A 9,495-nucleotide genomic window follows, 5' to 3' on the forward strand; every position below is an offset into this window, starting at 1 on the left:
CTCAGCCTACTTACTTGACGGAGCCGCCTGCGGCCACGATCTTCTGCTCGGCCGCCGACGACACCTTGTCGACGTCGATCGTGAGCGCGACCGTGAGCTCGCCGCCGGCGAGCACCTTCACGAGCTCGTTCTTGCGGACCGCGCCCTTGGCCACCAGGTCGGCGACCGTGACGTCGCCGCCGTTCGGGTAGAGCGACTGCAGCTGCCCGACGTTGACGACCTGGTACTCGGTGCGGAACGGGTTCTTGAACCCGCGCAGCTTCGGGGCGCGCATGACGCTGTTGAGCTGGCCGCCCTCGAAGCCGGCGCGCACGGAGTTGCGGGCCTTCGTGCCCTTGGTGCCGCGACCGGCCGTCTTGCCCTTCGACGCCTCACCGCGGCCGACGCGCGTGCGGGCGGTCTTCGCGCCCGGCGCGGGCCGGAGGTGGTGCACCTTGAGCGACGGCAGCTCGGTCGACTCGTTCTTGTCAGTCATTCTGGATCTCCTCGACCTTGACGAGGTGCCGAACCGTGTTGACGTAACCGCGGTTCTGCTCGTTGTCCTCGCGCTCGACCGACTGGCCGATGCGCTTGAGGCCCAGCGAGCGGAGCGTCTCGCGCTGGTACTGCTTCTCGCTGATCACGGACTTGATCTGCGTGATCTTCAGCTTGCTCACTTCGATGCCGCCTTCGCGATCTCGGCCTCGTGCTTCGTGAACTCGGCCTGGATGCGCGCGAGCTGCTTGGGCAGCACGCGGTCGAGGTCGAGGCCACGGCGAGCGGCGACGGCGCGGGGCTCCTCGAGCATCCGCAGCGCCGCCACGGTGGCGTGCACGATGTTGATGGAGTTCGACGAGCCGAGCGACTTGCTCAGCACGTCGTGGATGCCGGCGCACTCGAGCACGGCGCGCACGGGGCCACCGGCGATGACACCGGTACCGGCGGCTGCGGGGCGCAGCAGCACGACGCCGGCAGCGGCCTCGCCCTGCACGGGGTGCGGGATCGAGCGGCCGATGCGCGGGACGCGGAAGAAGTTCTTCTTCGCCTCCTCGACGCCCTTCGAGATCGCCGTCGGGACCTCGCGGGCCTTGCCGTAGCCGACGCCCACGAGGCCGTCGCCGTCGCCCACGACGACGAGCGCCGTGAAGCTGAAGCGGCGGCCGCCCTTGACGACCTTCGAGACGCGGTTGATCGTGACGACGCGCTCGAGGAACTGGTTCTCCGTGCGGTCGTCGCGGCGGCCGCGCTCGTTGCGGGTGCCGCGGTCGCGGCTCCCCCGGCGCTGCTCGCGCGGCTCGTCGCGGTGGTCGGCCGTCGTCGCGGCCTCAGCAGCAGGCTGCTGCGTGGTGTCCGTCACCTGCGTGTCCTTGTTCTCTTCGCTCACAGTCCCAGCCCTGCCTCTCGTGCGCCGTCGGCGATCGCCGCGACCCGGCCGGCGTAGCGGTTGCCGCCGCGGTCGAAGACGACCGACTCGATGCCGGCAGCCTTGGCGCGCTCGGCGACGAGCTCGCCCACGCGCTTGGCCTTCGCGGTCTTGTCGCCGTCGAAGGCGCGGAGGTCGGCCTCCATCGTCGACGCGGATGCGACCGTGACGCCCTGCGAGTCGTCGACGACCTGCACGAACACGTGGCGTGCCGAGCGGGTGACGACCAGGCGCGGCACCAGCGGGGTGCCGACGATCTTCTTGCGGAGGCGTGCGTGACGACGACCGCGGGCAGCCGACTTGCTCTTGCCTCGGGTACCGATGCCCATCACTTACCAGCCTTTCCAGCCTTGCGGCGGATCTGCTCGCCCGCGTACCGCACGCCCTTGCCCTTGTAGGGCTCCGGCTTGCGCAGCTTGCGGAGGTTCGCAGCCACCTCGCCGACGGCCTGCTTCGAGATGCCGCTGACGGTGACCTTGTTGTTGCCCTCGACCGTGAGCGTGATGCCGGCGGGCGGCTCGACGCTGATCGGGTGCGAGTAGCCGAGCGCGAACTCGACCCCGGTGCCCTTGGCCTGCACGCGGTAGCCCGTGCCGACGACCTCGAGAGCCTTCGAGTAGCCCTCGGTGACGCCGACGATGTCGTTCGCGATGAGGGTGCGGGTGAGGCCGTGCAGCGAGCGCGACTCGCGCTCGTCGTCGGGGCGGGTGACCTGCACCTGGCCGTCGACGACCTCGACCTCGATGGGCTGCGCGACCTGCAGCTGCAGCTCGCCCTTCGGGCCCTTGACGGTGACGACGCCGTCGTTCACCGTGACCTCGACACCCGCGGGGATGTCGATGGGGAGACGTCCGATTCGTGACATGTCAGCTCACCACACGTAGGCGAGGACTTCCCCGCCGACGCCCTTCTGCTCGGCCTCACGGTCCGTGAGGAGGCCCGAGCTCGTGGACAGGATGGCGACGCCGAGGCCGCCGTGCACCTGGGGGATCTCCGTCGAGCGCGCGTAGACGCGCAGGCCCGGCTTCGAGACCCGCTTGATGCCCGAGATCGCGCGCTCGCGGTTGGGGCCGTACTTCAGGCCGAGCGTGAGGGTCTTGCCGACGCGCGCGTCCTCGACCTTCCAGCTCGTGATGTAGCCCTCGCGCTCGAGGATCTCGGCGATGTTCGCCTTGAGGGTCGACGACGGCAGCGTGACCTCGTCGTGCATCGCCGTATTGGCGTTGCGCAGACGCGTCAGCATGTCGGCGACCGGATCGGTCATCGTCATGGGTGTTCTCCGTTCTGGTTTCGCTGCCCGTTCCGCGGACAGCGACCTTGAATCTGCTCGGCGCCGGCGGCGCCGATGGGGTCAGGACTGGAAGGGGAAGCCGAGCGCCTTGAGCAGCGCGCGACCCTCGTCGTCGTTCTTCGCCGTCGTGACGACGGTGATGTCGAAGCCGCGGACGCGGTCGATCTTGTCCTGGTCGATCTCGTGGAACACCGACTGCTCCTGGAGGCCGAACGTGTAGTTGCCGTTGCCGTCGAACTGCTTCGGGCTCAGGCCGCGGAAGTCGCGGATGCGCGGGAGGGCGAGCGTCAGCAGGCGGTCGAGGAACTCCCACATGCGGTCGCCGCGCAGCGTGACGTGCGCGCCGATCGGCATGCCCTCACGCAGCTTGAACTGCGCGATCGACTTGCGGGCGCTCGTGACCATCGGCTTCTGGCCGGTGATCTGCGTGAGGTCGCGGATCGCGCCCTCGATCACCTTCGAGTCGCGCGCGGCCTCGCCGACGCCGGTGTTCACGACGATCTTCGTGAGGCCCGGCACCTGCATGACGTTGGCGTACCCGAACTCCTCGCGGAGCGACGGGATGATCGTCTCGCGGTACTGCTGCTTGAGCCGCGGGAGGCGCACAGCGGTGTCAGTCATTGCTCTTGATCTCCTTGCCCGACTTCGTCGCGACGCGGACCTTCGTCGTGGTCGTGACGCCGTTCTTCTCGACGCTCTTGACCTCGCGGCGCACGCGGGTGGGCTTCTTGGTCTCGGGGTCGACGAGCGCGACGTTCGACACGTGGATCGGGGCCTCGTGGGTCTCGATGCCGCCCGTGCGGGTGCCGCGGTTGGTCTGCCCGACCTTGATGTGCTTGGTGACGAGGTTGACGCCCTCGACGATCACGCGGTTCTGCTCGGGCAGGACCTCGATCACGCGACCGGTCTTCCCCCGGTCGCCGCCGCGCGACTCGCGCGCGCCGGCGATGACGACGACGAGGTCGCCCTTCTTGATGCTGGCCATGGGTCAGATCACCTCCGGTGCGAGCGACACGATCTTCATGAAGCGCTTGTCGCGGAGCTCGCGACCGACGGGTCCGAAGATGCGGGTGCCGCGGGGGTCGCCGTCGTTCTTGAGGATGACCGCTGCGTTCTCGTCGAACTTGATGTACGAGCCGTCGGCGCGGCGCGTCGACTTCACGGTGCGGACGACGACGGCCTTGACCACGTCGCCCTTCTTGACGTTGCCGCCGGGGATGGCGTCCTTGACCGTGGCCACGATGGTGTCACCGAGGCCGGCGTAGCGACGGCCGGAGCCGCCGAGCACGCGGATGGTCAGGAGCTCCTTGGCGCCGGTGTTGTCGGCGACCTTGATGCGGGATTCCTGCTGGATCATTCTGGATCTCCTTCGAGGCCGAGGCCTACTTGGCCTTCTCGAGGATCTCGACGATGCGCCACCGCTTGGTCGCGCTCATCGGGCGGGTCTCTGCGATCAGGACGCGGTCGCCGATGCCGGCTGCGTTCTGCTCGTCGTGCGCCTTGACCTTGGACGACTTGCGGATGACCTTGCCGTACAGCGGGTGCTTCACGCGGTCCTCGACCTCGACGACGACCGTCTTCTCCATCTTGTCGGAGACGACGTAGCCGATGCGCGACTTGCGGTAACCGCGCTGGACGGTCTCGTCCTTCTGCTCGGTGCTAGCCATCAGTTGTCCTCAGCCTTCTCGTCCTTCTCAGAAGCCGGGGCCGCGTCGGCCTTCTTCGACTTCTTCTTGTCCGCCGGCTTCTCGACGGGCGCCGGAGAGGCGCTGATGCCGAGCTCGCGCTCGCGGATCACGGTGTAGAGCCGCGCGATGTCGCGCTTGACGGCGCGCAGGCGGCCGTGCGAGTCCAGCTGGCCGGTGGCCGACTGGAAGCGCAGGTTGAACAGCTCCTCCTTGGCCCGCTTCAGCTCGACGACGAGTCGCTCGTCGTCCATGGTGGCGAGCTCGGCGGGCATGAGCTCCTTGGAACCGATCGCCATTATGCGTCAGCCTCCTCGCGCTTGATGATGCGTGCCTTGAGCGGCAGCTTGTGGATGGCTCGCGTCAGCGCTTCGCGCGCGAGCTGCTCGTCGACACCGGCGACCTCGAAGAGGACGCGGCCCGGCTTGACGTTGGCGACCCACCACTCGGGCGAGCCCTTGCCGGAGCCCATGCGGGTCTCGGCGGGCTTCTTCGTGAGGGGACGGTCGGGGTAGATGTTGATCCACACCTTGCCGCCACGCTTGATGTGGCGGGTCATGGCGATTCGCGCGGACTCGATCTGCCGGTTCGTGACGTACGCAGGCGTGAGCGCCTGGATGCCGAACTCGCCGAAGCTGACCTTCGTGCCACCGGTCGCCTGACCCGAGCGCTTCGGGTGGTGCTGCTTGCGGTGCTTGACTCGACGGGGGATGAGCATGATTACGCCTCGACTCCTGCTGCGGCCGGCGCGTCGCGACGGGGACCCCGACGCTCTCGCTGCGGCTTCTGGTTCGCCTGCTCGCGAGCGAGCTCGCGGTTGGTGAGCTCACCGTTGTAGATCCAGACCTTCACGCCGATGCGGCCGAAGGTCGTGCGGGCCTCGTAGAAGCCGTAGTCGATGTTCGACCGGAGGGTGTGCAGGGGCACGCGGCCCTCGCGGTACGACTCGCTGCGGCTCATCTCGGCGCCGCCGAGGCGGCCCGAGACCTTGATCTTCACGCCCTTGGCGCCGGCGCGCTGCGCCGACTGGAGGCCCTTGCGCATCGCGCGGCGGAACGCCACGCGAGCGCTGAGCTGCTCCGCGATGCCCTGCGCGACGAGCTGCGCCGAGGCCTCGGGGTTCTTGACCTCGAGGATGTTCAGCTGGATCTGCTTGCCGGTGAGCTTCTCGAGGTCGGCGCGGATGCGCTCGGCCTCGGCGCCGCGGCGGCCGATCACGATGCCCGGGCGGGCGGTGTGGATGTCGACGCGGACCCGGTCGCGGGTGCGCTCGATCTCGATGCGGGCGACGCCGGCGCGGTCGAGGCTCGTCTTCAGCATCTTGCGGATGCGGACGTCCTCGGCGACGTAGTCGGCGTAGCGCTGCCCCGGCTTCGTCGACTCGGCGAACCAGCGCGACACGTGGTCGGTGGTGATGCCGAGGCGGAAGCCGTACGGGTTGACCTTCTGTCCCATTACTTCTCGTCCTCCGTGGTCGGCGTCGCGAGCACGACGGTGATGTGGCTCGTCCGCTTGTTGATGCGGAACGCGCGACCCTGTGCACGCGGCTGGAACCGCTTGAGCGTGGTGCCCTCGTCGACGAACGCGCGGGCCACGTAGAGGTCCTGCTCGTCGAGGTACTCGTTCGCCTGGTCCGCCTTGACCCGGGCGTTCGCCATCGCCGAGGCGACGAGCTTGAACACCGGCTCCGAGGCGCCCTGGGGGGCGAACTTCAGGATCGCGAGGGCCTCTTCGGCCTGCTTGCCGCGGATCATGTCGACGACGCGGCGGGCCTTCTGAGGGGTCACGCGGATGTGACGAACGCGAGCGATCGACTCAACCATTGCCTTCTCCTTCTCCGTCGCCGCGTCAGCGGCGACGGCCCTTCTTGTCGTCCTTCACGTGACCGCGGAAGGTGCGGGTGGGCGCGAACTCGCCCAGCTTGTGGCCGACCATCGTCTCGGTGACGAAGACCGGGATGTGCTTGCGACCGTCGTGCACGGCGATCGTGTGGCCGAGCATGGCCGGCACGATCATCGAGCGGCGCGACCACGTCTTGATGACGTTCTTGCTGCCGGCCTCGTTCTGCCGAACCACCTTGGTGAGGAGGTGGTCGTCGACGAACGGACCCTTCTTGAGGCTGCGGGGCATCGGACTCTCCTACTAGCGCTTCTTCTTGCCGGTGGGGCGGCGACGGACGATGAGCTGGTCGCTCGGCTTGTTCGGGCGGCGCGTGCGGCCCTCGGCCTGGCCCCAGGGGCTGACGGGGTGGCGGCCACCGCTCGTCTTGCCCTCGCCACCGCCGTGCGGGTGGTCGACCGGGTTCATCGCGACACCGCGGACCGTCGGGCGGATGCCCTTCCAGCGGTTGCGGCCGGCCTTGCCCCAGTTGATGTTCGACTGCTCGGCGTTGCCGACCTCGCCGATCGTGGCGCGGCAGCGCGCGTCGACGTTGCGGATCTCGCCCGACGGCAGGCGGAGCTGCGCGTAGGGGCCGTCCTTGGCGACGAGGCGCACCGAGGCGCCGGCCGAGCGCGCGAGCTTCGCGCCGCCACCGGGGCGGAGCTCGATCGCGTGCACGACGGTGCCCGTGGGGATGTTGCGCAGCGGCAGGTTGTTGCCCGGCTTGATGTCGGCGCCGGCGCCCGACTCCACGACGTCGCCCTGCGAGAGCTTGTTCGGAGCCAGGATGTAGCGCTTCGTGCCGTCCTCGAAGTGCAGCAGCGCGATGCGCGCCGTGCGGTTGGGGTCGTACTCGATGTGCGCGACGCGGGCGTTCACGCCGTCCTTGTCGTTGCGACGGAAGTCGATGACGCGGTACTGGCGCTTGTGGCCGCCACCGATGTGGCGGGTCGTGATGCGACCGGTGTTGTTGCGGCCGCCGGTCTTGGGCAGCGGGCGCAGCAGCGACTTCTCGGGCGTCGACCGGGTGATCTCAGCGAAGTCGGCGACGGAGGAGCCACGACGACCGGGGGTCGTCGGCTTGTACTTGCGGATTGCCATGCTCTTGTTCCTTCCGTCCTCAGCCGACAGCCGTGAAGATGTCGATCGAGCCGGACTTCAGCTTGACGATGGCGCGCTTGGTGTCCTTGCGCTTGCCGATGCCGAAGCGGGTGCGGCGCGCCTTGCCGACGCGGTTGAGGGTGTTCACGCGGGCGACCTTGACGCCGAAGATCTTCTCGATCGCCAGCTTGATCTCGGTCTTGGACGCGCGGGGGTCGACCTCGAAGGTGTAGCTGCCCATGTCGATGAGCGCGTAGCTCTTCTCGGACACGACGGGTCGGATGATGATGTCGCGAGGGTCCTTGTTGCCGCTCATCGGTTCTCGTCCTTGTCTGCCTCGGCGGCCGCGGCGGCGGGCGCCTCGCCCTTGGTCTTCGCCGCGACGAACGCGTCGAAGGCGGTCTTGGAGAAGACGATGTCGTCGCTCACGAGCACGTCGTACGCGTTGAGCTGGTCCCACGCGAGCACGTGCACCTCGGCGAGGTTGCGCACCGACAGGAACGCGTTCTCCTCCGAGCGGTCGAGCACGACCAGCACGTTCTTCGCGACGCCGAGCGCCTTGAGCGTCTCGACGGCGACGCGCGTCTTCGGGGCCTCGGCGGCGCCGAAGGCCTCGACGATGTGCAGGCGGCCGCCGCGAGCGCGGTCGGAGAGCGCGCCGAGCAGGGCTGCGGCGATCATCTTCTTGGGGGTGCGCTGCGCGTAGTCGCGCGGCACGGGGCCGTGGACGATGCCGCCGCCGCGGTGCTGCGGCATGCGGATCGAGCCCTGGCGGGCGCGGCCGGTGCCCTTCTGCTTGAAGGGCTTCGTGCCGGAGCCGGAGACCTCGCCGCGGCCCTTGGCCGAGTGCGTGCCCTGGCGCGCGGCGGCGAGCTGCGCGACGACGACCTGGTGGATCAGCGGAACGTTCGTCTGGACGTCGAAGATGCTCGCGGGCAGCTCGACGGAGCCGGCCTGCTGGCCCTCGGCGTTGACGATGGCGACCTGTGCGGTCATGCTCAGGCTCCCTTCACAGCGTTGCGGACGAACACGAGTCGGCCGCGAGCGCCGGGGACGGCGCCCTTGACGAGCATGAGGCCCTGCTCGACGTCGATCGAGTGGACCGTGAGGTTCAGCACCGACACGCGGGCGCCGCCCATGCGGCCGGCCATGCGCGTGCCGCGGAAGACGCGGCTCGGCGTGGCCGAGGCGCCGATGGAGCCCGGCTTGCGGTGGTTGCGGTGCGCACCGTGCGATGCGGAGACGCCGGCGAAGTTGTGGCGCTTCATCACACCGGCGAAGCCCTTGCCCTTGGAGGTGCCGACGACGTCGATCTTCTGCCCGGGGGCGAAGAGGTCGACGCTCAGCTCCTGGCCGAGCTCGTACTCGCCGGCGTTGTCCGTGCGGACCTCGGCGAGGTGGCGGCGCGGCGTGACGCCGGCAGCGGTGAAGTGACCGGCCGACGGCTGGTTGACCTTGCGCGGGTCGATCTGGCCCGCGGCGATCTGGATCGCGGCGTAGCCGTCCTTCTCGGGCGTGCGGATCTGCGTGACCACGTTCGGCGTGATCTCGAGCACCGTGACGGGGACGAGCTTGTTCTGCTCATCCCACACCTGGGTCATCCCGAGCTTCGTGCCGAGCAGGCCCCGCGTCGTCATGATCTTCGACATGGCGTTCCTTAGAGCTTGATCTCGATGTTGACGTCAGCAGGCAGGTCGAGGCGCATGAGCGAGTCGACGGCCTTCGGCGTCGGGTCGATGATGTCGATGAGACGCTTGTGCGTGCGCTTCTCGAAGTGCTCGCGGCTGTCCTTGTACTTGTGCGGCGAACGGATCACGACGACCACGTTCTTCTCGGTCGGCAGCGGCACGGGGCCCACCACCGTCGCGCCCGCACGGGTCACGGTGTCGACGATCTTCCGCGCCGACGAGTCGATGACCTCGTGGTCGTACGACTTCAGTCGGATGCGGATCTTCTGTCCCGCCATGGCTGACTCTCTTCCTGTCGACGCAGCGTTCTACGGCTGCTCGCAACGCACCTGTCAGTGCACCGCTGTTCTTCTGTCAATGCCCCTCGCGGAGCGCGCACCGCCGCGGAGCATGGACGAGCCCTGCTCTGCATCGGCGAAGTTCTTGTTGGCTGCCCGCGGCCCAGGA

Annotated in this window: 20 protein-coding genes; all 20 read right to left on the minus strand. The window is 68.7% G+C overall.

Going from position 1 to position 9,495, the window contains the following annotated elements; translation table 11 throughout:
• Positions 1-10: 10 nt before the first annotated feature.
• Positions 11-475 carry a 50S ribosomal protein L15 gene (gene rplO, locus L332_RS24155; protein ID WP_021010878.1) on the minus strand — a complete coding sequence of 155 codons (465 nt, stop codon included), beginning with the start codon at positions 473-475 and terminating at the stop codon, positions 11-13.
• Positions 468-656, minus strand: coding sequence for a 50S ribosomal protein L30 (gene rpmD / locus L332_RS24160; RefSeq protein WP_021010879.1), 189 nt, complete (start codon positions 654-656; stop codon positions 468-470). The genes rplO and rpmD overlap by 8 nt, the downstream gene beginning before the upstream one ends.
• Positions 653-1,363, minus strand: coding sequence for a 30S ribosomal protein S5 (gene rpsE / locus L332_RS24165; protein WP_021010880.1), 711 nt, complete (start codon positions 1,361-1,363; stop codon positions 653-655). The genes rpmD and rpsE overlap by 4 nt, the downstream gene beginning before the upstream one ends.
• Positions 1,360-1,731 (minus strand): 50S ribosomal protein L18, encoded by a 372-nt coding sequence (rplR, locus tag L332_RS24170; protein WP_021010881.1) that lies wholly within the window; start codon positions 1,729-1,731, stop codon positions 1,360-1,362. The genes rpsE and rplR overlap by 4 nt, the downstream gene beginning before the upstream one ends.
• On the minus strand, positions 1,731-2,267 hold the full coding sequence (rplF, locus tag L332_RS24175; protein WP_021010882.1) for a 50S ribosomal protein L6: 537 nt from the start codon (positions 2,265-2,267) through the stop codon (positions 1,731-1,733). The genes rplR and rplF overlap by 1 nt, the downstream gene beginning before the upstream one ends.
• Before the next feature lie 6 nt (positions 2,268-2,273).
• On the minus strand, positions 2,274-2,672 hold the full coding sequence (gene rpsH, locus L332_RS24180) for a 30S ribosomal protein S8 (RefSeq protein WP_021010883.1): 399 nt from the start codon (positions 2,670-2,672) through the stop codon (positions 2,274-2,276).
• An 81-nt stretch (positions 2,673-2,753) separates the two neighbouring features.
• Positions 2,754-3,314 (minus strand): 50S ribosomal protein L5, encoded by a 561-nt coding sequence (gene rplE / locus L332_RS24185; RefSeq protein WP_031223885.1) that lies wholly within the window; start codon positions 3,312-3,314, stop codon positions 2,754-2,756.
• Positions 3,307-3,678: a 50S ribosomal protein L24 gene (gene rplX, locus L332_RS24190; RefSeq protein ID WP_021010885.1), complete on the minus strand. Its 372-nt coding sequence runs from the start codon at positions 3,676-3,678 to the stop codon at positions 3,307-3,309. Before rplX ends, rplE begins: the two co-directional genes overlap by 8 nt.
• Before the next feature lie 3 nt (positions 3,679-3,681).
• Positions 3,682-4,050 carry a 50S ribosomal protein L14 gene (rplN, locus tag L332_RS24195; RefSeq protein ID WP_021010886.1) on the minus strand — a complete coding sequence of 123 codons (369 nt, stop codon included), beginning with the start codon at positions 4,048-4,050 and terminating at the stop codon, positions 3,682-3,684.
• 25 nt (positions 4,051-4,075) lie between these two features.
• On the minus strand, positions 4,076-4,360 hold the full coding sequence (gene rpsQ, locus L332_RS24200; protein WP_021065046.1) for a 30S ribosomal protein S17: 285 nt from the start codon (positions 4,358-4,360) through the stop codon (positions 4,076-4,078).
• Positions 4,360-4,677 (minus strand): 50S ribosomal protein L29, encoded by a 318-nt coding sequence (gene rpmC, locus L332_RS24205; protein ID WP_021065047.1) that lies wholly within the window; start codon positions 4,675-4,677, stop codon positions 4,360-4,362. The genes rpsQ and rpmC overlap by 1 nt, the downstream gene beginning before the upstream one ends.
• On the minus strand, positions 4,677-5,096 hold the full coding sequence (rplP, locus tag L332_RS24210) for a 50S ribosomal protein L16 (protein ID WP_021010888.1): 420 nt from the start codon (positions 5,094-5,096) through the stop codon (positions 4,677-4,679). Before rplP ends, rpmC begins: the two co-directional genes overlap by 1 nt.
• 2 nt (positions 5,097-5,098) lie before the next feature.
• The gene (gene rpsC / locus L332_RS24215; protein WP_021010889.1) at positions 5,099-5,833 is read right to left on the minus strand and encodes a 30S ribosomal protein S3; all 735 of its coding nucleotides are present in this window, start codon (positions 5,831-5,833) and stop codon (positions 5,099-5,101) included.
• The gene (gene rplV / locus L332_RS24220; protein WP_021010890.1) at positions 5,833-6,201 is read right to left on the minus strand and encodes a 50S ribosomal protein L22; all 369 of its coding nucleotides are present in this window, start codon (positions 6,199-6,201) and stop codon (positions 5,833-5,835) included. The genes rpsC and rplV overlap by 1 nt, the downstream gene beginning before the upstream one ends.
• A gap of 25 nt (positions 6,202-6,226) precedes the next feature.
• On the minus strand, positions 6,227-6,508 hold the full coding sequence (rpsS, locus tag L332_RS24225; protein WP_021010891.1) for a 30S ribosomal protein S19: 282 nt from the start codon (positions 6,506-6,508) through the stop codon (positions 6,227-6,229).
• A gap of 12 nt (positions 6,509-6,520) precedes the next feature.
• On the minus strand, positions 6,521-7,360 hold the full coding sequence (gene rplB / locus L332_RS24230; RefSeq protein ID WP_021010892.1) for a 50S ribosomal protein L2: 840 nt from the start codon (positions 7,358-7,360) through the stop codon (positions 6,521-6,523).
• 19 nt (positions 7,361-7,379) lie between these two features.
• The gene (gene rplW / locus L332_RS24235) at positions 7,380-7,676 is read right to left on the minus strand and encodes a 50S ribosomal protein L23 (RefSeq protein WP_021010893.1); all 297 of its coding nucleotides are present in this window, start codon (positions 7,674-7,676) and stop codon (positions 7,380-7,382) included.
• Positions 7,673-8,356 carry a 50S ribosomal protein L4 gene (gene rplD, locus L332_RS24240; RefSeq protein ID WP_021010894.1) on the minus strand — a complete coding sequence of 228 codons (684 nt, stop codon included), beginning with the start codon at positions 8,354-8,356 and terminating at the stop codon, positions 7,673-7,675. The genes rplW and rplD overlap by 4 nt, the downstream gene beginning before the upstream one ends.
• A gap of 2 nt (positions 8,357-8,358) precedes the next feature.
• Positions 8,359-9,009 carry a 50S ribosomal protein L3 gene (rplC, locus tag L332_RS24245; RefSeq protein ID WP_021010895.1) on the minus strand — a complete coding sequence of 217 codons (651 nt, stop codon included), beginning with the start codon at positions 9,007-9,009 and terminating at the stop codon, positions 8,359-8,361.
• 8 nt (positions 9,010-9,017) lie between these two features.
• Positions 9,018-9,326, minus strand: coding sequence for a 30S ribosomal protein S10 (gene rpsJ / locus L332_RS24250; RefSeq protein ID WP_021010896.1), 309 nt, complete (start codon positions 9,324-9,326; stop codon positions 9,018-9,020).
• Positions 9,327-9,495 lie beyond the last annotated feature (169 nt).

Source organism: Agrococcus pavilionensis RW1, assembly GCF_000400485.1.
GTDB lineage: Bacteria > Actinomycetota > Actinomycetes > Actinomycetales > Microbacteriaceae > Agrococcus > Agrococcus pavilionensis.

Excerpts from the sequence above, each read along its gene's own strand:
- rplO (WP_021010878.1), bottom strand. The coding sequence starts at position 475 with ATGACTGACAAGAACGAGTCGACCGAGCTGCCGTCGCTCAAGGTGCAC.
- rplR (WP_021010881.1), bottom strand. The coding sequence starts at position 1,731 with ATGGGCATCGGTACCCGAGGCAAGAGCAAGTCGGCTGCCCGCGGTCGT.
- rplF (WP_021010882.1), bottom strand. The coding sequence starts at position 2,267 with ATGTCACGAATCGGACGTCTCCCCATCGACATCCCCGCGGGTGTCGAG.
- rpsH (WP_021010883.1), bottom strand. The coding sequence starts at position 2,672 with ATGACGATGACCGATCCGGTCGCCGACATGCTGACGCGTCTGCGCAAC.
- rplE (WP_031223885.1), bottom strand. The coding sequence starts at position 3,314 with ATGACTGACACCGCTGTGCGCCTCCCGCGGCTCAAGCAGCAGTACCGC.
- rplX (WP_021010885.1), bottom strand. The coding sequence starts at position 3,678 with ATGGCCAGCATCAAGAAGGGCGACCTCGTCGTCGTCATCGCCGGCGCG.
- rplN (WP_021010886.1), bottom strand. The coding sequence starts at position 4,050 with ATGATCCAGCAGGAATCCCGCATCAAGGTCGCCGACAACACCGGCGCC.
- rpsQ (WP_021065046.1), bottom strand. The coding sequence starts at position 4,360 with ATGGCTAGCACCGAGCAGAAGGACGAGACCGTCCAGCGCGGTTACCGC.
- rpmC (WP_021065047.1), bottom strand. The coding sequence starts at position 4,677 with ATGGCGATCGGTTCCAAGGAGCTCATGCCCGCCGAGCTCGCCACCATG.
- rplP (WP_021010888.1), bottom strand. The coding sequence starts at position 5,096 with ATGCTCATCCCCCGTCGAGTCAAGCACCGCAAGCAGCACCACCCGAAG.
- rpsC (WP_021010889.1), bottom strand. The coding sequence starts at position 5,833 with ATGGGACAGAAGGTCAACCCGTACGGCTTCCGCCTCGGCATCACCACC.
- rplV (WP_021010890.1), bottom strand. The coding sequence starts at position 6,201 with ATGGTTGAGTCGATCGCTCGCGTTCGTCACATCCGCGTGACCCCTCAG.
- rpsS (WP_021010891.1), bottom strand. The coding sequence starts at position 6,508 with ATGCCCCGCAGCCTCAAGAAGGGTCCGTTCGTCGACGACCACCTCCTC.
- rplB (WP_021010892.1), bottom strand. The coding sequence starts at position 7,360 with ATGGCAATCCGCAAGTACAAGCCGACGACCCCCGGTCGTCGTGGCTCC.
- rplW (WP_021010893.1), bottom strand. The coding sequence starts at position 7,676 with ATGAGCGGCAACAAGGACCCTCGCGACATCATCATCCGACCCGTCGTG.
- rplD (WP_021010894.1), bottom strand. The coding sequence starts at position 8,356 with ATGACCGCACAGGTCGCCATCGTCAACGCCGAGGGCCAGCAGGCCGGC.
- rplC (WP_021010895.1), bottom strand. The coding sequence starts at position 9,009 with ATGTCGAAGATCATGACGACGCGGGGCCTGCTCGGCACGAAGCTCGGG.
- rpsJ (WP_021010896.1), bottom strand. The coding sequence starts at position 9,326 with ATGGCGGGACAGAAGATCCGCATCCGACTGAAGTCGTACGACCACGAG.